Annotated in this window: 16 protein-coding genes and 1 pseudogene; 11 read left to right on the top strand and 6 right to left on the bottom strand. The window is 64.1% G+C overall.

All coding sequences use genetic code 11. The features are described from left to right. Nucleotides 1-77: 77 nt before the first annotated feature. The gene (locus tag M2427_RS35920) at nt 78-725 is read right to left on the bottom strand and encodes an aminotransferase class V-fold PLP-dependent enzyme (RefSeq protein ID WP_280711532.1); all 648 of its coding nucleotides are present in this window, start codon (nt 723-725) and stop codon (nt 78-80) included. Nucleotides 726-846: 121 nt separating this feature from the next. Then, complete coding sequence (locus M2427_RS35915; RefSeq protein ID WP_280711531.1) at nt 847-1,443, bottom strand: TetR/AcrR family transcriptional regulator; 597 nt, start codon at nt 1,441-1,443, stop codon at nt 847-849. A gap of 86 nt (nt 1,444-1,529) precedes the next feature. Here M2427_RS35915 and M2427_RS35910 point away from each other — a divergent pair, with 86 nt between their 5' ends. From M2427_RS35910 to M2427_RS35870, 9 genes are all read left to right on the top strand, one after another. Then, nucleotides 1,530-2,825, top strand: coding sequence for an MFS transporter (locus M2427_RS35910; RefSeq protein ID WP_280711530.1), 1,296 nt, complete (start codon nt 1,530-1,532; stop codon nt 2,823-2,825). Between the two features lie 123 nt (nt 2,826-2,948). Further along, complete coding sequence (locus M2427_RS35905; RefSeq protein ID WP_280711529.1) at nt 2,949-3,410, top strand: DUF2846 domain-containing protein; 462 nt, start codon at nt 2,949-2,951, stop codon at nt 3,408-3,410. After that, nucleotides 3,400-4,515 (top strand): M48 family metallopeptidase, encoded by a 1,116-nt coding sequence (locus M2427_RS35900; RefSeq protein WP_280711528.1) that lies wholly within the window; start codon nt 3,400-3,402, stop codon nt 4,513-4,515. The genes M2427_RS35905 and M2427_RS35900 overlap by 11 nt, the downstream gene beginning before the upstream one ends. Before the next feature lie 161 nt (nt 4,516-4,676). Next, on the top strand, nt 4,677-5,774 hold the full coding sequence (locus M2427_RS35895; RefSeq protein WP_280711527.1) for a glycoside hydrolase family 3 N-terminal domain-containing protein: 1,098 nt from the start codon (nt 4,677-4,679) through the stop codon (nt 5,772-5,774). Between the two features lie 203 nt (nt 5,775-5,977). Continuing rightward, nucleotides 5,978-7,210: an efflux RND transporter periplasmic adaptor subunit gene (locus M2427_RS35890; protein ID WP_280711539.1), complete on the top strand. Its 1,233-nt coding sequence runs from the start codon at nt 5,978-5,980 to the stop codon at nt 7,208-7,210. An 8-nt stretch (nt 7,211-7,218) separates the two neighbouring features. After that, nucleotides 7,219-10,404, top strand: a complete 3,186-nt coding sequence (locus tag M2427_RS35885; protein ID WP_280711526.1) for an efflux RND transporter permease subunit — start codon at nt 7,219-7,221, stop codon at nt 10,402-10,404. After that, the gene (locus M2427_RS35880) at nt 10,401-13,508 is read left to right on the top strand and encodes an efflux RND transporter permease subunit (protein WP_280711525.1); all 3,108 of its coding nucleotides are present in this window, start codon (nt 10,401-10,403) and stop codon (nt 13,506-13,508) included. The genes M2427_RS35885 and M2427_RS35880 overlap by 4 nt, the downstream gene beginning before the upstream one ends. A 106-nt stretch (nt 13,509-13,614) precedes the next feature. Beyond that, entirely contained in the window at nt 13,615-15,384 is a 1,770-nt protein-coding gene (locus M2427_RS35875; RefSeq protein WP_280711524.1) for a tetratricopeptide repeat protein, read from the top strand. Nucleotides 15,385-15,537: 153 nt separating this feature from the next. Continuing rightward, nucleotides 15,538-16,479 carry a sensor domain-containing diguanylate cyclase gene (locus M2427_RS35870; RefSeq protein WP_280711523.1) on the top strand — a complete coding sequence of 314 codons (942 nt, stop codon included), beginning with the start codon at nt 15,538-15,540 and terminating at the stop codon, nt 16,477-16,479. A gap of 41 nt (nt 16,480-16,520) precedes the next feature. Here M2427_RS35870 and M2427_RS35865 read toward each other — a convergent pair whose 3' ends face one another. Further along, a complete protein-coding gene (locus M2427_RS35865) occupies nt 16,521-17,525 on the bottom strand; it encodes an SGNH/GDSL hydrolase family protein (RefSeq protein WP_280711522.1) in 1,005 nt (334 codons plus the stop codon). A 337-nt stretch (nt 17,526-17,862) separates the two neighbouring features. Between M2427_RS35865 and M2427_RS35860 the strand changes: the two genes are divergently transcribed. Next, nucleotides 17,863-18,585, top strand: coding sequence for a glycosyltransferase family 25 protein (locus M2427_RS35860; RefSeq protein ID WP_280711521.1), 723 nt, complete (start codon nt 17,863-17,865; stop codon nt 18,583-18,585). Here the strand turns inward: M2427_RS35860 and M2427_RS35855 are convergent. The 3 genes and pseudogenes from M2427_RS35855 to M2427_RS35845 all read right to left on the bottom strand — a co-directional run bounded on the left by M2427_RS35855 (nt 18,554) and on the right by M2427_RS35845 (nt 21,152). Further along, entirely contained in the window at nt 18,554-19,816 is a 1,263-nt protein-coding gene (locus M2427_RS35855; RefSeq protein WP_280711520.1) for an O-antigen ligase family protein, read from the bottom strand. The genes M2427_RS35860 and M2427_RS35855 overlap by 32 nt on opposite strands. Beyond that, nucleotides 19,813-19,962 (bottom strand): annotated as a pseudogene (locus M2427_RS35850) (amidohydrolase family protein); the annotation flags it as partial. The pseudogene M2427_RS35850 and the gene M2427_RS35855, both read right to left, overlap by 4 nt. 296 nt (nt 19,963-20,258) lie before the next feature. After that, nucleotides 20,259-21,152, bottom strand: coding sequence for a LysR family transcriptional regulator (locus tag M2427_RS35845; protein WP_280711518.1), 894 nt, complete (start codon nt 21,150-21,152; stop codon nt 20,259-20,261). Nucleotides 21,153-21,258: 106 nt separating this feature from the next. Here M2427_RS35845 and M2427_RS35840 point away from each other — a divergent pair, with 106 nt between their 5' ends. Further along, nucleotides 21,259-21,924, top strand: coding sequence for a peroxiredoxin-like family protein (locus M2427_RS35840; RefSeq protein ID WP_280711517.1), 666 nt, complete (start codon nt 21,259-21,261; stop codon nt 21,922-21,924). Nucleotides 21,925-21,949 lie beyond the last annotated feature (25 nt).

Below are 21,949 nucleotides of genomic sequence, written 5' to 3'. Positions count from 1 at the left end.
TGTCCGCGCCTTCAACGAAGCGTCCCATCCGTGTCCTCCATCAGGAAACGGAGGAATCGTAGCCGACTCGTGGCTTTTCACACAGCCAGGGTCAGCAGCAGAAGCCTCGCCTTCGGGTTCGCCTCGATGGCACGGGCATAGGCGTCGAGCACCGCCTGGCGGGTGGCAGGCTCCGGGATGTCGAACTTGACCACGTCGACGCCGCGGCGCGCCTTCAGCGAATTCATCGCATATTGCATCGAATCATAGTCGAGGTCGGCATAGAGCACGCTGTCACCGGGCTTCAGCCTGTTGTAGCCGCCGATGAGGAGCTGCAGCGCCTCCGTCGCGCCGCGGGTGAGCGCAATTTCGTCGGGCGCAGCCCCCACCGCCTCCGCGACTTTCGCGCGCACGGCCTCGAAATCCGCGCCGACGCGCTGCCGCGCGTAATAGGTGTTCTGGAAATTGACCATGTCGGACTGACGGATGAACTCGCGCCTGACCGGCTCGGGCATGATGCCCCAATAGCCGTTCTCGAAATTGACGATGTCGGGCGTGACGGCATAGAGGCCCTTCACGGCGGACCAATAGGCCTTGTCGGTGGCGATTGCAGCGGCCGTTCCGGTCGGCGGCGCCGGCAGGCTCTCCGCGGCCATGGCCGGCGCCGCCAAGGACGTGACGGCTGCGGCCGCAAGGCCCTTCAGGATCGACCGGCGGTCGGACGAAATCGTGTCAATCGGATTCATGTCAGCCTCTAGGGATACGCGGCGAAAGGAGCCGCAATCAATAGAGCGCGAATGACAGGGCGATGACAATTAGGACGAGGTCTTGCGCCAGCAGAAACGCCACGGGGGCCGCAGTGCCCCCTCAGCCCGCCTTCACGCTCGCATCGATCAATAGCTTCGCGGCTGCGAGCGCCGACTGCGCGGGGCCGTCTTCGGATTGCTGGCCGGTGACGTAGATACCTTCAATCAGGAGCAAGAGCGCATCGCCGAGCACGTTCGGCTGGCGCGCGCCCATTTGGGCGGCGAGCTCGCGCAGGCGTTTGCGGAAGACCTTCTTGTGGGCTTCGGCGACCTGGCGCGCGGGATTGTCGCGCGCGGGATATTCCACCGCGGCGTTGCTGAGGCCGCAGCCGCGATAGCCCTTGGCGACGGCGCGCGGCGCGAGCTGGCCGATATAGGCAAGCACGTGATCGCGCGCATTGCTGTAGGTCTTGCCGCCGGGGCGTTCGAAATTTTCCCAGAAGGTCAGATCGTAGTCGCGCAAATAGGCGGCGGCGAGATCGTCCTTGGAGGCGAAGCTGCGATAGAGGCTCGGTTTTGTCACGCCGGCGCGATCCACCACCTCGTCGACGCCGACGGCGCGGATGCCCTCGCGATAAAACAATTCGCTGGCGGAGGCGCGAATGCGGTCCGCAGCGCGGAGTGGGGCCTCGGCGGGTTTTTCGGCTTTCTTCGGCATCTGGCTCGGTTGCCTCTCGAACGGGCTTGACAATGTTACTGACCGGTACGTACTAATACTGCACCCCATACGTACCGGTAAGTAACATGCCCCCTTCCTCCATTCAATCCTCCCCTGTCTCCCGGCGGCCGTTCGGCCAGAGATACGCCTTCGTCGTCGTCGCCGTGATCTTCATGGCGCTGCTCTCCTCCGCCGGCCTGCGCGCGACGCCGGGCGTGCTGATGCTGCCGCTGCAGAAAGCCTTCGGCTGGGACGTCAGCGTGATCTCGTCCTCGGCTGCCGTCGGTATTTTCCTTTACGGCCTCGCCGGTCCCTTCGCCGCGGCCGTGATGCAGCGCTTCGGCATCCGCCGCACCGTGCTCGGCGCGCTCATGCTGATGTCGGTCTCGACGGCCATGAGCTATTTCATGACCGCGCCGTGGCAATTGTTCATGAGCTGGGGACTGCTCTCGGGCATCGGCTCGGGCGCGGTCGCCAACGTGCTCGGCGCCACCATCGTCAATCGCTGGTTCACCACCAATCGCGGCCTGGTCATGGGGCTGCTGACGGCGAGCACCGCCACCGGCACTCTCATTTTCATGCCGGGTCTTGCCTCGCTGGTCGAATATGGCGGCTGGAAGCCGGTGGTGCTGACGGTCGCCGCATGCTGCGCGGCGCTGATCCCGCTGGTGTATTTCCTGGTGCCGGAGCGGCCCGCCGCGATCGGTCTGCGCTCCTATGGCAGCCCGCATGACGATCAGCCGGCAGCGCCCGCGCTGGGAAATCCGTTCGTGGCGGCGATCGGCAACCTCGTCCGCGCGGCACAGACGCCGACCTTCTGGTTCCTGTTCGCGACCTTCTTCATCTGCGGCTTCACCACCAACGGCCTCGTCGGCACCCACCTGATCGCGTTCTGCGGTGATCACGGCATTTTCGAAGTGCAGGCCGCGAGCCTGCTGGCGCTGATGGGCTTCTTCGACCTGTTCGGCACCACACTGTCGGGCTGGCTCACCGACCGTTTCGATCCGCGCAAGCTGCTGTTTCTCTATTACGGCCTGCGCGGGCTGTCGCTGATCTATTTGCCCTACTCGGATTTCTCCTTGGTCAGCCTGTCGGTGTTCGCCGTGTTCTATGGCCTCGACTGGATCGCGACCGTGCCGCCGACCGTGCGCATCGCCAACGAGGCCTTCGGCGACAAGAACGCGCCGCTGATCTTCGGTTGGGTCGTTGCCGGCCATCAGCTCGGCGCCGCCTGCGCCGCGTTCTTCGCCGGCTTCATGCGGTCGTCACAGGGCGATTACATGCAGGCCTTCATGATCGCGGGTGCAACCGGGATCGTGGCGGCCGTACTGTCGCTGATGATCGGCCGGCGGCCGGTGCAGCCGCAGCTCGCTGCAGCGTGAGCGCTGCGCTCATCCTCGCGTGAGATCGCCACGACCTTCCGTCATTCGACCGGGGGTCGTGGTTGACTTCGGTCACCACCCCGACAATGATGACGCGGGGATATTGGAAGATCAGGGGCTGGAATGCGTGGTGGGGTTCTGGGAATTCTTGTCGTCGCAGCGTTTCTTTCCGGGTGTGCATCGGGTCCAGCGGGCAACGTCGCCCTGACTGATAACGTCAAGCCGAGCGGCTCACGGCTCGTCATCTACCGCTCGTCGTCGCTGGGATTTGCGGTGATGCCCAACTACGCCGTCGACGGACGCGTGATTGGCGGCAGCCAGGCCGCGGGGTTCCTGTCCTGCGATCTGCCTCCGGGCCGCCATGAGGTCGCCGTCAACAATCTGCCGCTGAGCACCAATTTGTTCGGGCAGGGAAGCGAGAAGGTGAGCGTCGATCTGCGCGCCGGCAGCACCACCTATCTTTCCGCCCAGCCGCAGATGGGAATCATAACGCCCGGCGCGGTCACGCTGATCCAGGTGACGGAAGGCCAGGGCCGCGCTGACGTCGCCAACCTGCATCAAAACAGCGTCGCTTGTGGCGCGTGAGCTGGATCGCTCCACGATCAAGGCGCGGACAAGCCGTTTCGTCCTGAACATCATCCTGCGCCTTGGCCGCTATGCGGTGCTTCCGGTCGTAGCACTGGCCTGCGTGATCCTGGCCGTCTGGCTGATGGCCATGGATCGCTACACGATCACCGCGCTGGTCACGGCACCCATCGTGTTCTCGATAGTTCTGGGCGCGTCGGCCCTCGCGATCGGCCTCCTTCTGCTGCCCTCGCGGAAACATCGCGAATTTGAGGCCAACGTAGAGACCGCTCCGGGTCTTTGGGCGATGTGGACGGAGCTGGATCGAAACTTCGCGCGGTCACGGCGCACATTGCTGATCAACACCGATTTCAATGCCTCGATCGGCGAAGTGAGCCGCTACGCCGGACTGTTCGGGCAGCACGTCACCATGACGGTCGGCTTGCCGATGCTGATCGTCCTCGACGAGCCCGCGGTTCGAGCTGTCATTGCCCATGAGGTCGCGCATGCCGAGCTTCGACACACCTCGGGGTGCATCAACCTCGCAGACTTCATCGCGGCCTCCGAGAACGTCTTTCTCTATGCCAATCCGGAGTGGACCATCACCGGCCGCATTCTGCGCGTGCTGCTCCATTCCCTTCTCGAATGGCTCGAACGGGAATATCGCGCGCTGTCGCGAGAAAACGAGCTTCATGCCGATCTCAGCTCGACCGAGCGGGTTGGACGCACGGAAGCGGCGCGTGCCCTGGTGCTAATGGAAGCGTGCGGAACACGCCTCGCCGATCTCGTCTACAAACCTCTGGAAACGGAGATGCTGGGGGCGATCAACGCGCCACCTCCACCCTTTGAGCGCATCTTCAAGCAGCTCGCGGACATCTGGGCGCCGGAGCCGATCGCTGCCGCCGCTACGGCCGGCCTGACGCGCGAGCACGAGCCCGACTCGACTCATCCGCCCTTCGCCAAACGGCTCGCCAATCTCGGCTATGCCGAGATTCCTGATATTCGAGGGATTAGCACATCCGCCATCGATCAGCTTCTCGCGCGGGATGCGGCGAAGGACATTCCGGCTCGCTTCGATGCGGAATGGCGCAAGAAGGCGCAGGCTTGGGTCACGGTCGGCAGGTGAGCCGCGACCATAGTTGCCGATTTGGCGATTGATTTCGTTAAGGAATTTGAAATACTGTCGTGGCGAAGCGGGCCGCACGAAGGCCCGCACCGGAGCTCAAGAGTTCGCGTTGCGTCCAGCTCCATCGCAATCAACCCAACCACCTATGGCGACCCCGGCGAATGAGCGATTCCCTCCTTGCAACGGTCGGTGACCATTTCTTCATTGGCCTGAAGCCGACCAGCGTCCTCGATGACCGCGACCGCGCGCTGCTGCGGGATCTCCGGCCCGCCGGCGTCATCCTCTACAAGAGCAATTTCCGCCACGACCTGCCCTATCGCGACTGGCTGTCTGTTCACCGCGACCTGATCGCGGCGATCCGCGATGCCTCGCAGCGCGAGAAACAATTCATCGCGATCGATCACGAAGGCGGGCGCGTGTGCCGGACGCCGGCGCCGATCACGCGCTTTTCCTATGCGGCGCGCTGGGCCGGAACCTCGGAGCAGGTCGGCGACGCCATGGGCGTCGAGCTCGCCTCGCTCGGCTGCAATCTCAACTTCGCGCCTGATCTCGACATTCACTCTAACCCCGCCAACCCTGTGATCGGCGAGCGCGCCTTCGGCCGTACCGCCGACGACGTGATCAAGGCGACGCTGCCGTTCACAAGGGCGATGGAGCGCCGCGGCGTGCGGGCCTGCGGCAAGCATTTCCCGGGACATGGCGATACGCAGGTGGATTCGCACCACGAACTGCCGGTGCTCGATCTCGACCTCGAGCAGATCAAGGCGCGCGAGCTGAAGCCGTTTGCCGCCGCGATCGCCGGCGGCATCGGGATGATGATGACGTCGCACATCCTGTACCGGAAGCTCGATCCGAACGATCCGGTGACGCTGTCGCGCACGATCACGCAAGGGCTGCTCCGCGAGGCGATGAAGTTCGACGGCGTCATCGTGTCCGACGACGTCGGCATGCGCGCCATGGCCGGCCGGCTCGATGCGCCGGACGCCGGCGCGCGCTTCATGGCTGCCGGCAACGACATGCTGATGATCTGCTCGCATCTGACCGACACCGAGCGCGCCCGCTTCCTTGCCCGGTCGATCATCGACGGCGTCGATTCCGGCAAGCTCGATCCTGATGTGCTGAAGGCCTCATCCAAGCGCGTCCGCGCGATGCTCGATGGCACCGCGCAAAACGAAGTCACGGAGCTGCCGGCCGAAATGTTCGCCAGCCATCGCAGCGCCGGCACCCAGTTCGACGCGGCGACCGTCGAGGTCGTGTAGGGCTATCAGGCGAAATCCATCGGCAAATCGGACATTCATCGACGGCAGCGCCGTTGATCTCGATGTGCTACGCGTGCTAATGTTACGAACCGTAGCATATCGCGCCCTGCCTGTGTCAACGTCAGGTTGCTTCGTGCTAAGGAGGTTCCGCTCCGGGACGTCAGGCTCGGCATCGGCGGCCGGCACAGGTGATGGGTTTGAACGTGAAACGCGCAGCAAAACTCCTCATCGGCGCGCTGGTGGTGCTGCCTGCGGGCTCCGCGGCCTACTATTTCAGGAATGAAATCAAGGACCTCAAGCTTCCGTTCGCGCTGCCCTTCATGCAGGCGGCGGAAGCCGAGCGAGGTGTCGCCGCCGCGCCTCCGCCACGGCCGCCCGTCGCCGTAAAAGTCGCCGCCGCCAAGGCGGAGGACGTGCCGATCTACCTGACCGGCATCGGCACGATCCAGGCCTACAACACCGTCAACGTGCAGAGCCGGGTCGACGGCGAGATCGTCCAGATCCTTTTCCAGGAGGGACAGGACGTCAAACAAGGCGACGTCCTCGCTGTGATCGACCCGCGCACTTTCCAGGCCCAGCTCGACCAGCAGATCGCGGTCAGGCAGAAGGACCAGGCGCTGCTCGACAACGCGCAGATCGACATGGAGCGCTACGACGCCCTGATCAAGACCGCCGCGATCTCGCGGCAGGTCGTGGACCAGCAGCATGCGCTGGTCGAGCAGTACAAGGCGCAGGTCCGCAACGACGACGCCCAGATCGAATATGCGCGCACGCAGCTCGGCTTCACCAATGTCCGCGCGCCGATCAGCGGACGGCTCGGCATCCGCCTGGTCGATCAGGGCAATTATGTCCGCGCGTCGTCGCCCGCGACCATCGTCACCGTCACGCAATTGCAGCCGATCTCGGTGATCTACACGCTCGCGGCGGTTGCGGTCGGCCAGACCCGGCTCAGCCTCGGCCAGACCGAGGCGCCGGTGGTCGCGCTGACCGCCGACAACACGACCGAGCTCGACAAGGGCACGATCACGCTGGTCGACAATCAGGTCGATCAGGCCAGCGGCACGATCAAGCTGAAGGCGATGTTTCCCAACAAGGCGCTGAAACTCTGGCCGGGCAATTTCGCCAATGGGCGGATCACGGTCGACACGCGCAAGAACGCCATCACCGCGCCGGCGATCGCCGTGCGGCACGGGCCGCGCGGAGATTTCGTCTGGGTCGCGAAGGCGGACGATACGGCTGCCTTTCGTCCCGTCACGGTCGGGCAGATTTTTGACGGACGCGCCATGATCGACAAGGGCCTCGCCAAGGGCGAGCGCGTCGTCACTGACGGCTATTACCGGCTCGAGAATGGCGCCCGCATCACGATCGAGGGCCAGACGCCGACCGCGAAAGCGCAGCCTACCACTCAGCCGCGCTCCGAGCCGCGCGTTGACTGAGGTCCGCCATGTCCGCGCCCTTCATCCTCCGGCCGATCGCAACGACGCTGATGATCGTCGCGGTCGTGCTGCTGGGCATGCTCGGCTATCGTGAGCTGCCCATTGCGCCGCTGCCGAATGTCGACTTTCCCACCATCCAGGTGGTGACGCGCTATCCCGGAGCCTCCGCGACAGTCGTCGCAACCTCGATCACCGCGCCGCTGGAGCATTATTTCGGCACGATCTCCGGGCTGACGGACATGAGCTCGACCAGCTCCTACGGCTACAGCCAGATCACGCTGCAATTCGATCTTTCCCGCAAGATCGACGCGGCCGCGCAGGATGTGCAGGCGCGGATCAATGCGGCTGCGGGGTGGATTCCGGTCGAGCTGCTGCCGAGCCCGCCGACCTATCGCATGGTCAATCCGGCCGATACGCCGGTGTTGATCCTGGCGCTGACCTCGAAGACGATGCCGCTGCACGAGGCCAATGATCACGCCGCGACCATCCTGGTGCCGAAACTGTCGCAGATCCCGGGCGTCGGCGCCGTCAGCATCGAGGGCGGACAGACCCGGGCCGTGCGTCTACAGATGAACCCGACCCGGCTTGCCGGGCTCGGCATGTCGCTCGACGACGTCCGCCGCGGCATCGCCGCCACCACTGCAGACAATCCCAAGGGCTCGCTCGACGGTCCGAGGCAGGCGTTTCACGTCGACACCAACGACCAGCTCTTCACGGCGGAGGCCTATCAGGATGCGGTGATCGCCTATCGCAACGGCGCGCCGGTCTTGTTGCGCGATGTCGGCACCGCCATCGACGGCGTCGAGGATTCCGAGCAGGCGGCGTGGTTCCAGGGCGAGCGCGCCGTGCTGCTGGACATCCAGCGCCAGCCGGGTGCGAACACGATCGAGGTCGTCGATGCCATCAAGAGCATCCTGCCGAAGCTGCAGGATTCGCTGCCGGCGGCGCTGAAGATCTCTGTCGTCAGCGACCGCACCACGACGATCCGGGCCGCGATCCACGACGTGCAGTTCACGCTGGTGCTGACGGTGGCGCTGGTCGTGCTGGTGATCTTCATCTTCCTGCGCAAGCTGTGGGCGACCGTGATCCCGAGCGTGACGCTGCCGGTGTCGCTGATCGCAACCTTCGGCGCCATGGCGCTGTGCGGCTTCAGCCTCGACAACCTCTCCCTGATGGCGCTGACGATTGCCTCGGGCTTCGTCGTCGACGACGCCATCGTGATGATCGAGAACATCGCGCGCTATGTCGAGGACGGCGAGGACCCGCTCGAAGCGGCCCTGAAGGGCGCGCGGCAGATCGGCTTTACCATCGTGTCGCTGACGGTGTCGCTGATCGCTGTGTTCATCCCGCTGCTGCTGATGGGCGGCGTGGTCGGCCGGCTGTTCCGGGAATTCGCGATCACGCTGTCCTTCGCCGTCGTGATCTCCGGGCTGGTCTCGCTGACGCTGACCCCGATGATGTGTGCGCAGCTGCTGCGGCATGAAGATCCCAATGCGCAGCACGGGTGGCTGTACCGCATCAGCGAGCGCGGCTTCGACGCCTCCGCCAGCTTCTATCTGTGGGGGCTCGACTGGGTGCTGAGGCACCGCAACCTCACGCTGGCCTTCACATTGCTCACTCTGGTCGCGACCGGAGTGCTCTATGTCGCGATCCCCAAGGGGTTTCTGCCGCTGCAGGACACGGGCCTGTTGATCGGCACCACCGACGCGGACCAGGATATCTCCTTTGCGGCGATGGCCGAGCGACAACAGCAGCTCGCCGCTGTTGTCGCGCGCGATCCAGACGTCGTGACCGTCGGCAGCTTCGTCGGCATCGGGTCCGTCAACACGACGCTGAACAGCGGCCGGCTCTATATCGATATCGGCAGCCCCGACGCACGGAAATCGTCCGCGGCCGCCGTGATGGCGCGGCTGCAGCACGCGGTCGAGGGCGTTCACGGCATCACGCTGCATCTGCAGCCTGCGCAAGACCTGCAGATCGAAACGCGTGTCTCGCGCACGCAATACCAATATGCGCTGCAGGATCTCGACGAGGACGAGCTGCGGCTCTGGAGCCGTCGCCTGGTCGAGGCACTGCGCAAGCGGCCGGAGCTCGCCGACGTCGCCGACGATCGCCAGGACGAAGGCCTGCAGATGTCCGTCACCGTCGACCGGCAGCTGGCGGCGACCTACGGCGTCAGCCTGAACACGATCGACCAGACGCTGTATGACGCGTTCGGCCAGCGCCAGATCGCGACCGTGTTCGGCCCGCTCACCCAGTATCACGTGATCCTCGAAGTCGATCCCGCCCTGCGCAACGATCCAGCTATCCTGGGCAAGATCTATCTGACCGCGGCCGCGGCCCAGGCCAGCACCATCGATCAGCAGACCAGCGGCTTCAGCGGCGCCTTCAGCAAAGCCTCCGCGCCGGTGCCGCTGTCGGCTTTTGCGCGGATCGAGCGGCAGCACGCACCGCTCCTGATCTCGCACCAGGGCCTGTTCCCGGCGACAACGATCTCGTTCAACCTGGCCGACGGCGTCTCGCTGAGCCATGCGACGGAGGCGCTGCGGCAGACCGAACGCGACATCGGATTGCCAGATGCGGTCACAACCAAGCTGGTCGGCACCGCCGCCGAGTTCGCCAACTCGCTCGCAGACGAGAAATGGCTGCTGCTGGCCGCGATCGTGACGGTCTATTTGATCCTCGGCATGCTCTATGAGAGCTACATCCACCCGATCACGATCCTGTCGACATTGCCGTCCGCCGGCATCGGTGCCTTGCTGGCGCTGATGCTGTATCGGCAGGATCTCAATTTGATCTCGCTGATCGGCATCATCCTCCTCATCGGCATCGTCAAGAAGAACGCCATCATGATGGTGGACTTCGCGCTCGCCGCCGAACGCGAGGACGGCGCGTCCTCGTTCGATGCGATCCGGCAGGCCTGCATCCTTCGCTTCCGCCCGATCATGATGACGACGATGGCTGCGCTGTTCGGTGCGCTGCCGCTCGCGATCGGCTCGGGCACCGGCTCCGAGCTGCGCCAGCCGCTCGGCATCGCCATCGTCGGCGGCCTGGTCGTCTCCCAGGTGCTCACGCTCTATACGACGCCGGTCGTCTATCTGGCGTTCGCCTCGCTGCGCACGCGGTTCGGTTGGCGATCCGCTTCCCCCGATGATCCGGCCGCGCTGCCGCAGGCCGAACGGCCCGCGCCGTGAGCATCACCGCGCAATTCGTGCTGCGGCCGGTGGCGACGACGCTGCTGATGATCGGCGTGTTCCTGCTCGGTTGCGTCGCCTATGTCCGTCTGCCGATCGCCTCGGTGCCGGCCGTGGAGCGGCCCACGATTGGAATCTACGCACCATTCCCGGGCGCAAGCCCGACGACGGTCGCGAATGCGCTGTCGCAGCCACTCGAAACCACGCTGGCGCTGATCCCCGGCGTGTCGGAAATCACCTCCTTCAGCGCCATGGGCGGCACCAGCATCACGGTACAGTTCGAGCTCTCGGTTGATCTCGATGCCGCCGCCGGCGCGGTGCAGGCCGCCATCAATTCGGCAGGACCCAACCTGCCCAAAGGACCCTGGCCGCCGACCTATTGGAAGGCGAACCCGGCGGGCTTCGCCGTCGTGGCGCTTGCTCTGACCAGCGACGTGTTCACGCCCGGCGAGGTCTACAGCCTTGCCGACGGCGTCATCTCGCCAAAGCTGTCGCAACTGCCCGGCGTCGCGCGGATCAACGTCACCGGCGCTGAGCGAAGTGCGGTACGCATCCAGGTGTCGCCGGCGCGGCTCGCCGCGATGAATCTGTCGCTGGAAGCGGCGCGCGTCGCCGTCCTCAATGCATCGCAGAACCTGCCCAAGGGCGCGATCTCCGTCGATGGCCAGCGCCTCACCATCGGAGCCAACGACCAATTGCTCCAGGCTGTCGACTATCGCGATATCGTACTGGCCTGGCGCAACGGCGCCCCTGTACGCCTCGGCGACGTCGCGTCGGTCACCGACAGCGTCATCAACAACCGCCTCGCCGGCTGGTACGGCACCGAGCGCGGCGTCGTGTTGTTCATCTACAAGCAATCGGACGCCAACATCGTCGAGACCGTCGATGCCATCAAGGCCGAGCTGCCGGAAATCCAGCACTGGCTGCCACCGGGCATCAAGCTGCATACGATCTATGACCGCACCACGCTGATCCGGGCCGCCGTGAACGACGTCAAGCTCACGCTGGTGATCGCATCGGCGCTCGTCGTGCTCGTCATCGCGCTGTTCCTGCGGCGGTTTTGGGCCACCATGATCCCGAGCGTCACGATTCCGGTCTCGCTGGCGGCCACGCTGTTCGTGATGAATTTGTGCGGCTTCAGCCTGGACAATCTGTCGCTGATGGCGCTGACCATCGCCGCCGGTTTCGTCGTCGACGACGCCATCGTCATGATCGAGAACATCATCCGCCGGATGTCCGAAGGGGAACCGGCCCTGCAGGCCGCCATCAACGGTAGCAGGCAGATGGCGTTCACGGTCGTCGCCATCACCGTCGCCCTGATCGCGGCGCTGATCCCGATCCTGTTCATGCCCGACGTGGTCGGGCGCTATTTTCGCGAGTTCGGCGTGACGCTGGTGGTCGCCATCGTGTCGTCGGCGGTGATCTCGCTGACGCTGACGCCGATGATGTGCGGACATCTGCTCGATCGCGGCCGGCAGCGGCTGCACGATCCCGATGCGGATCCCGGACACCGCACCTACTATGCCCGCAGTCTCGACTGGACGCTGCGCCACCGCTTTCTCACCGCGCTGATGATCACAGCCCTCACAGGGGCCAGCGTCTGGCTCTATCTGCACCTGCCGAAGGGTTTCATGCCGACCCAGGACACTGGCGTGATGTTCGTGCGGACCGTGGCTCCGTCGAACATCTCGTTTCTGTCCATGGAAGACCGGCAACGGGCCGTCGGCGAGGCCATCCTCGGGGATCCCGCGATCTCCGGCCTGACATCCTATATCGGCGAGGGCAATGGCAACGCGCTCAGCGTCGGGCAGATGCTGGTCGCGCTGAAGCCGCCTGACGTGCGCAAGTTGTCGATCCAGCAGGTCATCACGCGATTGCGCGAGCGCATGAACCGAATTGACGGCGTCCGGGTGTTCTTCGTGCCGCTGCAGGATCTCAATCTCGGCGTCCAGTCCGGCGGGTCGCGTTTTCAATATACGATGTGGGGTATCGACGAAGCGGAAGTGATACGCGCCGCGGAAAACATGATCCGCCGCGTCCGCGGCATTCCTGATATCATCGACGTCATCGCGAGCTGGGAGACCGGCGGCCTGCAGGCTGGCCTCACCATCGACCGCGTTCGCGCCGCGATGCTCGGCGTCACGCCCGTCGCGGTCGACAACACGCTCAACGACGCCTTCGGCCAGCGTCAGGTCAATCTTCTGTTCCTGCCAACCAACTATGCGCGTGTGATCTTCGAGGTCGAGCCGGAGGCTGCGAGCGGCCCCGACTCCATGAGCCAGATCTATGTGCCGAGCGCCAGCGGCAAGGCGGTGCCGCTGACAGCCTTGACCAAGCCGCAGCGCGCGCACGCCGCAATGTGGGTCCGTCACAGCGCCCAGTTTCCGGCCGCGACGATCTTCTTCGACATCAAGCCCGGCACCTCGATCGCCGACGCGATCGCCTCGATCCGCAAGGAGGAGGCCGAAGCAAAGCTGCCTGATGACATCAAGGCGGAATTCCGCGGCGAGGCCAAGGAAGCCGACAAGTCGATCGTCAAACAGGCGGCGTTGTTCGGGGCCGCCCTGATCGCGATCTACCTCGCGCTCGGCATGCTCTATGAGAGCTATGCCCATCCGCTGACCATTCTCTCGACCTTGCCGCCGACCGCCTTCGGCGCGCTGGTTGCGCTGTGGGCGACGGGTACGCAGTTCACGCTGGTAACCACCATCGCCTGCATCCTGCTGGTCGGCATGGTGATGAAGAATGCCATCATGATGGTCGACTATGCCCTCGATGCGGAGCGGAATCGCGGCCTCAACGCGCACGACGCCATCCTGCTCGCAGCACGATTGCGGGCGCGGCCGATCACCATGACGATGCTGGCCGCATTCCTGAGTGCCGTGCCGATCGCCTTCGGCACCGGTCCGGGCTTCGAGATCCGCCAGCCGCTCGGCATCACCATCATGGGTGGCCTCGTCGTCGCGCAGCTGTTCACGCTGTACTCGACGCCGGCGATGTATCTGATCCTGGACAGGCTGCGGCGGCGGAAGAAAGTTGCCGCAGGTCAGGTGCTCGCACCTGGCGGTGCGCCGGCTTTGCCTGTGGCCGATCTCAACGGCTAGCTCGCTCCAAAGCGCGGCAAGCCTCACGCAATCTCCCGCTGCTCAGGTCGAATCATCAGTTGCCGCCATCGAGGCGGCCATTCGCCATTGATGGGACCGAGCAGCAATGAGCACAGCAGCCGCCTTCTGCGAAGCGGGCCTTGCGCATTTCAGGGCGGGACGGCCCCTCGACGCGCGCGCCTGCACCCAGCAGGCCCTCACCATCGATGCGGGGCACACCGACGCCCAGCATCTCATGGGGCTGCTGCATCTGGAGGCCAGGCAATACAACGACGCCCTGGAATGGATCGTCCGCGCGATCCGGCGCGCACCCAAGCCCGAATATCTCGCGAGCTTCGCAAAAGTCCTGCAGCAGCATGGGCGCTGCGATGAGGCCCTGGACGTCCTCGACAAGGCGATCCAGCTTCGGCGTGACGACGCCGGCTTGTGGTGCCAGCGTGGCGAGATCTTCGTTCAGCTTGCTCGGCTCGATCAAGCCCTGCAAAGCTTTCAACAGGCGCTGAAGCTCAATCCTCATCATCACGACGCGCTGTATAAGAGCGGGATTCTCCTCCATAAGCTCGGACGGAACGAAGAGGCACTGGCGCAGCTTGATCTCGGCGACAGGCTGTTTCCGGACCACGCTCCGACGCTGCGGACCCGCGCTTGGGTTCGCTACTGCCTGAAACGGTTCGAGGAATCCGCCGCCGACGGAATGCGGGCGCACCAGCTCGGCCCTGATAATGCCGAGGTCTGCAACAATCTCGGTCTTGCGCTACGACGGCTTCGTCGCAACGAAGAGGCGCTGGCGTGGTTCGAAAAAGCCATCGAGATTCAACCGCGCTTTGCCGATGCCTTCGACAACAGGCTGGTCGCGCTGTTCCACCTGCATCGCTTCGACGAGCTGTTCGCGCTGTCCGATCGCATGACATCGCTCGGGCTGAGCAATGAGGTGACGAAGTGGAATGTGTCGCTGGCCCATCTCCTGACCGGCAATTTCGAAGCCGGCTGGCGCGGACACCAGGCCCGCGCGAAACTGCCTTCGGCAAAATATCCGCGGTTTCCGCAACCGATGTGGCTCGGCGAGGAAAGCGTCGAGGAAAAGACGATCCTGATCGCCGCAGACGAGGGATTGGGCGACACCATTCACTTCGCCCGCTACATCCCCCTGCTGGCCGCGCGTGGTGCGCGAGTGCTTCTTGCAGTCCAGGACCCGCTGCATCGGCTGATGTCAGACTTGACCGGCATCTCTCACTGCGTGCCGATGTCGGCGATGGGCCGGCTACCGGCGTTCGATCTGCACTGCCCGATCTCCAGCCTTCCGCTCGCCTTCAAGACCCGTCTCGATACGATTCCGTCAGGACCGTATCTGCCCCCGCCGGCCAGCAGCCTTGTTCAGGCCTGGGAGAAACGTGTTGGTGCTCGCACCAGGCTGCGGGTCGGCCTGGTCTGGTCCGGCGATCCCTCCCACGTGAATGACGAGACGCGCTCGATTCCGCTGCGGACGCTGTCCCGCATCCTCGATGTCGATGCCGACTTTGTCAGCCTGCAGAAGGCCCCGCGCCCACATGACGCGGCAGTGCTGCGGGAGCGAAGCGACATCGTCGACCTCACGGCTGATCTCACCGACTTCACGGATACCGCCGCCTTGATCTGCTGTCTCGACCTCGTGATCACCGTCGACACCAGCGTGGCGCATCTCGCCGGCGCCCTCGGCCGCCCGACCTGGATCCTGCTGCCCTGGACACCCGACTACCGCTGGCTGCTCGATCGCGCCGATAGCCCCTGGTATCCGAGCGTGCGGCTGTTCCGACAGACCGAGAGCCGCGACTATGAGAGTGTTGTTGATCGCGTGCGGGACGAATTGCGGGCGCGGGCCGCCGCATTCGGACATTGAGATCGGGCGCGAATATCGCCCGTCGCCGGCAAATGTTCGTGGTTCCCTGCGCCTGCTCCTCCGGACATACAGGATTCGTTAACACAGCAGCCCTAGCCTTTAAGGACTTCTTTCAGTCTCTGGGCAAAATCGCGACAGGCTGCCGGATCGTCGATGACAGAACACCATGCTGCCTCGACCTTGCCGGACGAGGTTCGCGTACGCCTCTATGATCAGGCCCTGACTGCCGCGGGCATCGGCGCCTGGGAATGCGAGCTCGAGACCGAGCGCCTGAGCTGGACCCGGGGCGTCTACGACATCTTCGGCTATCCCGAGAGCAACCCGCTGCGGCGCGCCGACATCGTCGACCTCTACATCGACGAATCCAGGCGCCACATGGAGCTCGCGCGCGCCGAGGTGATCCGGAGCGGCGCGCCTGTCACGCTCGATACCGAGATCAGAACCTGGCAGGGCGAAAAGCGCTGGATGCGCCTTTCGATCAACGCGGTGCGGGAGGGCGGACGGCCGCTGCGCATCTTCGGCTGCAAGCAGGACGTCACCTCCGACCGACAGGCGATCGAGAGCCTGCGGCAGCAAGCCGAAACCGATCCGCTGACCGGGCTCGCCAATCGCTCTATTTTTCAGGCCTACTATCGCGACATCATCAACGACAACCTGAACCATGGCTTCGCCTCGGCGCTCGTTCTGATCGACCTCGACGGCTTCAAGAAGCTCAACGATACGTTCGGCCATCTGGCCGGCGACGCATGCCTGTGCGAGGTCGCTCAGCGTTTACGGCGCGCTTTTCACAATGCCGGGCTGGTCGGCCGGCTCGGCGGCGACGAATTCGCGATCATCCTGCGCGCGCCGACCGACCCCGCGCGGATCGCACGCGTGCTGCAAAAGACCGTCATGATGCTGAGCCGCCCGCTGTTCTGGAACGGTCTTCGCCTCGAGGTCGGCGCCTCGATCGGAGCTGCCCTGATCGGCCGCCCGCACCGCCGGCGGATCGTCGAACTGTTCGCAGAAGCCGACATCGCGCTCTATGACGCCAAGGCTGCAGGCCGCAACTGCGTCCGTCTGATCGGGCATGAGAAGCAGGGCCTGGCGGCTTAGCGCAGGTCGAACGAGCTTCTGGAGCGTGACAGACAGGTAGCTTAGGGACGCGCCCCTGCCGCACCCATGGCGGGCGGCGCTTGCTCGATCACATGATTGGCCTGCAACAGGCCCAGGAGCCGCTCGGCGACGAGTTTGTGTCCTTCCGGCGTCCAATGTTCGCCTGTGCCCAGACCCGGATAAGCCCCGGCCCCGTCGAAGGTCACGAACGGGACGTGCTCGGCTTCCAGATGACGGACGAGGTCGGCGTCCGTGGTCTGCATGCCGACGAGGAATTTGGCCCCGTGCGATTCGACATAGTCGCGGATCATGTCGACCAGCCGATCCGTCGGATCGGGCACGGTGATCTTCGGATACCGAAGCTTCAGATAGACGGCATTCGCAAGCCGGACCAGCCAGGAATTGCGAACCCACCAATCCTCCTTGATGGCCTGCAGGCGGGACTTGGGGACCGGCTGCCCCCGCAATGCGAGCGAGCCGTCCGCCGTCCTCTCGAAATAGGGCTTTTGGTAGCCCTCGTAGACGATGTTCGTGCTGTTATCGTCGCGATCGTTGCCCGTGCAGAAGATCAGGACGACGATTGCCGGCTTGACCTCCGGCCATAACCTCTGCAGCAGCAGATATTCCTGGTCCGTGCCGAAGCCGGACACGCCTGCGGCGAGAATCTTGTCGTTCGCGATGCGTGGCTTCAGCAACTCGGTGAACCGCTCGTCCGCCTCGGCATCCAGGCCCCACACGAAGGAATCCCCGAGGAACATGATGGTCGGCTTACCGTCGAGCACGAACTGGTCGTCGCGCAGGCCGAGGCTGTTGTGCTTGACGTGGACCGTGCGGGCGTTGGTCACGTCCGCGCTCGAGCCGGGGACCGGCATCCATCCGAGTTCGGCATCGTATCGGTAGCTCAGCGAGCGCTCGCTGACGCCGTCCCGCAGTTCGCGGAAATTGGCCACGCGAAGAGCGATTTCGAGCAGGGCCAGGGTCACGATCGTCACGATCGCGACGGCGCCGAGCGACCGCAGACCATTCCGGACCTTCACTCCCGCCATCTCCACCTCGTGGCTCGCTTCAGTCAAGCTCGAACCTGTTCTCGTGATCAAGCCGCGGCAAGGGCGACTGGTCGTCCTTCCTCGGGAAGCAGTTGCGCGCACCCTCTGGTCAATGCTGATTGTTCCTGCCGACCGCTTCTTAACTGGTGGGCGCGCTGTCTACCAGACCCCTGCCGGGCGGAGGACATTGTCCTTTCGCAGGCGACGGCGGCGGGAATCCGACCCACGGCGCCAGAAACAAGGCTGGAATTCCCAGGGGGGAAACACGACAGTTGATCCGTCATTGGATCATTTGATAGCCTGATACTTTATTTAGCTTAAGCCGCTTCGGATTTCCATGCTGCCTGCATATGTCATTCATTCGAAGTCGTTGCCCGAGCGCGCCGGACATATTCGGCACGAGCTCGACCGTGTTGGAATCCCGTTCGAATGGATTTTGGACTTTGAGGTCGACGAGATCACACCGGAGGTCGATGCGCTCTATTTTGCAAAGGGAGCTCCGCTCTCGATCCGGCAGAAATCCTGCGCGCTAAAACACATTGTCGCAATGCAGCGGATATGTAAGCAGCAGCACGACCTCGCCCTGATCTTCGAAGATGATGCGCAGCTTGTCCCCGATTTCATCGCGCGCCTTCGCAGGGTGTTGGCGGAGGCCGAACGCTGGCCCCGGCCGCGCATTCTTCACCTTGGTGCGGCCACCAATTTCTACACGCCCGCCGCACAGTTGAAACCGGACCAGAGCGTCTATGCCGGCAATCGCGTCCGCAACATGGAGGCTTACGTCCTGGGCGCGCCAGAGGCTGCCGCGCGTCTCGATTGGATCGCCCGGCACCCCATGCACGAGCCGATCGACATTGCCTTCAATCGCGGCGACCCCGCGATGGGTATTCCCTTTCTCTGGACCGAACCGCCGCTGGCCGAGCAGGGCAGCCTCAACGGTGCGTTCAGAAGCTCGCTCGCGTGCAAGAATCACAGTCAGACCCGGCTGCGGATCCAGTTCACGTTTCAGAAACTCTCGAGGCGTCACCTCAAGCGCTGGCTGCACCGATGGATTTCGTGACGACGCCATCGGTGGCGTGCTTGGCGGGGGAGACGGGCAGCCGCGCGCCCAGGATCAACGCGCCGACCAGGCCGACACCGAGGCAGTAGAGCGTGCCTTGCGTCACGGTTGAAAGATGGCTGTTGAACAGGGACCCCAGGACGTTCTGGACGATGATTGCCAATCCCATCGCCCGGAGCGGACCGCTTCCCCAGAACAGCGCGAGATGCGCCACCCACATTGCGATGAGGAGGGCGCCTCCGACGAGGCCGGTTTGCAACGTGGTGTGCAGAAACTGATTGTGCGGGTCCGGAACGTCGCCAAACGTCTTCGACTGGTCGAGGCTCCGGTACAGCCCCGCGATGCTGCCGGTGCCGTGGCCGAGAACGGGCGCGCTCGCAATGAGTTGTCTCGACTGCTCCCAGAAATAGAGTCGCGCCACGGTCGAAAAATTATCGTGGTTCTCGTGCAAAGGCTCTGCGCCGGCGAGGAACTGCTTGAACCGGAGTTGGGCGGAGGGAGAGAACGAAAGCGCGATCACGATGACAAGTGCCGCCGGAACGGCGAACAGCAAGCCGCGTCGCCAACCCTGGGTTTCCAGCAGTAGCAACGCGAGCAGCGCGGCGGCCATCAGGATGCCGGTCTTGGAGATGAAGATGATCATGACGTTGGCGAAGAACAACGCTGCCAGTGACAAGGCCAGGATGGCGCGCGTGCGATTTTCACCCCAAAGCAGCAGGCCCGCATAGGCGAGACCAAAGGCGCACAGCGCGAATTCGCCGCTCTGCACGGCGTTGTCCTTGACCGGTACGCCCGGCACCTTGAACCACCCCCATGGTCCGCTTGGCCAGATCACGGAAGCCCATGACAGCACCAGCAGGATCGTGCAGGCGGCGAGAAACCCGAAGGCGATCTGAAGGCCATCCTTGCGGCTGAAGGCAGTTGCCATCACGATCGGAATGAGCAGCAGCTTGACGTAAGGGCCAACCCATTTGAATGCGACGGGGAGGGGTTCGCTCGACCAGGTCACGCCAATCAGGATCAACGCGAACAGCGCGGCCGGAAGCCATGCGGCCGGGCGGCGTGCCGTTGTGGTAAAGCGCTGAAGGTCGAGGGTTGCGATCGCGAGCACCACGAAGGTCGATGCGGCGATCGCCTCGCCGGAGGTAGAGAGCGGCAGAAAGAAGGCCGTCGCAACGGCCACCGCCTGCCGCGCAATCAAGAGATTGCGCGAAACCTTCTCCTTCGTCATAGGCCCAGCAGCTCTCTCGCGTTCGCCTTCAACATCTTCGGCCTGATCTCCTCGTGGATGTCGGTCTTGCCAAAATCGGCAAGCCGGCGGTCCGGCGTGATCATCATCCAGTCGGAGCCGAACAGCATCCTACCCCGCGGGATCGCGCAGCGCACCCCGCCCCATGAAATCCCCCGATCTCGCATCGAGACCATGCAATCGCATCAGGTTGCGGAGATCAATCGCTGCGGCAGGATCACGCAGGTAAGGCGCGGCTTATTTTGCGGCGCGTGGCGTTGATGTCACAGGCCTGGTCCGCCGCTGGTCGGAAATACGGATCAACCCCGTATTTGCTCTGGAGCGTGAATTGCAAAATGGCGCGCCCTTCAGAATAAAAGCGCGAGCTCTTATATCGTCGAAATTTTGTTGTAATTCCAGCAAGGCGAGGGACGCGGGTACTAGCCTAGACAGCCGTCCATGTGGCGGATTCGGCGACAAGGAAATCGGCGAAGGTCCTTGCGGAGGGTTTGGCGCCTCTGCCGTCCGGAAACACGGCATGCAGTTCGACCGACCCCATATCCCAGTCGGCTAACACCCGAACGAGGGAGCCGTTCTTGATCTCGCCTCGGCAACCGACGCTCGCCATCGAGGTCAGTCCGAGGCCGGCAACTGCTGCTGCTGTCGCGACCTCATTGACGGTCGCCGTCAGCCGGCCACCCACTCGCACTGACGTCGCCTTGCCGTTCTTGCGGAACGTCCAGGCGGGGCCGAGGCGGGACGGTCCCACGATGACGGAATGTGCTGCGAGGTCGGCGGGCGTCTGGGGAACGCCGAACCGTTCGAGATAGGCCGGCGAAGCGACGATCACGCGTGGCCATGCCGCGATACGACGCGCCACTGCCGTCGAGTCCGGAAGCGACCCGAATCTCAGCCCGATATCGATGCTTTCACTCACGAAGTTCTGCCGCATGTCGTCGGCCACGAGCTCGACCCGCAGCGCCGGATGCTTGTCCAAGAAAACTGGAAGGCGCGGCGCGATCTCCCGGATCGCGAAGGTGGATGAAAGGCCGACGCGTAAAACGCCGCGCAATTCGCCGGTCCCGCGCACCGCGTATTCGGCATCGTCGAGCGCGCTGAGGATCGGTTCGACCCGTGCCAGAAAATCGGCGCCAGCCTCGGTCAGGGTGACGGCGCGCGTCGTGCGTGTGAACAGAGCTGCGCCCATCTTGCGCTCGAGGGTCGCAATCATGCGGGAAACCGTCGGCTGAGGGATGTTCAGTTCGCGGCCTCCAGCCGAGAAGCTCCCCCGCCGGGCGACGCGAACGAACAGACGCAACGAAGAGAGATGATCATTCATGGCTATGATGAATAACTCAAAGCCATATTCTCCGTCTATCGCCTTCGATTTGGATACAGCACTTTCCCGTCACCGGCGCAGATGCGTCGCAACCGAGGAAAAAGTGATGTCCCTTCAAGACAAATTGGATGCCCTCAAGACAAAATTCGAAACCGAAATGGCTCCGCCTGACGTCGTGGCGGTCATGCACCGCGTCACCGACGAATTGATCGCCTCAGGTCAGGCTGGCCGTGCTCTGCATGCCGGCGACCGCGCCCCGGTCTTTGCGCTGCCCGATCCGGACGGCAAGCTCGTGTCTTCGCAGGATTTGCTGACCAGCGGTCCGCTCGTCCTGACATTCTATCGCGGCGCCTGGTGCCCGTTCTGCAATCTCGATCTTCAGGCGCTCGAGGAGGTTCGACCTGACATCGAAGCGCGCGGTGCGCTGCTCTTGGCCGTGTCACAACAGACGGCCGCCAACAGTCGCAAGTCTCAGCGCAGCAATCGGCTCGGATTTCCCATTGTCGGCGACAAGAGCGGCGAACTGGCCGCGAAATTCGGAATCCGCTGGCACCTGCCCGAAGACCTGCAGGCGATCCATAAGCAGCTCGGGGCCGACCTCGTCGCCTTCAATGGTGAGGATAGTTGGACGCTACCGATGCCGGCGCGATACGTGATTGGGCAGGACGGCGTCATCGCCTATGCGGAAATCAATCCGGACTATACGCGCCGGCCGGAGCCGTCGGACGTGTTACCCGTCCTCGATCAACTGAAGCGTTCGAGCGCGACTTGACGCGGCATTCTCATCCTCAAGCCCA

It is taken from the genome of Bradyrhizobium sp. BR13661, assembly GCF_029892425.1.
Lineage (GTDB): Bacteria > Pseudomonadota > Alphaproteobacteria > Rhizobiales > Xanthobacteraceae > Bradyrhizobium.
The sequence above is the reverse complement of the archived record's forward strand: the minus strand, read 5'-3'. Positions and strand labels throughout refer to the sequence as shown.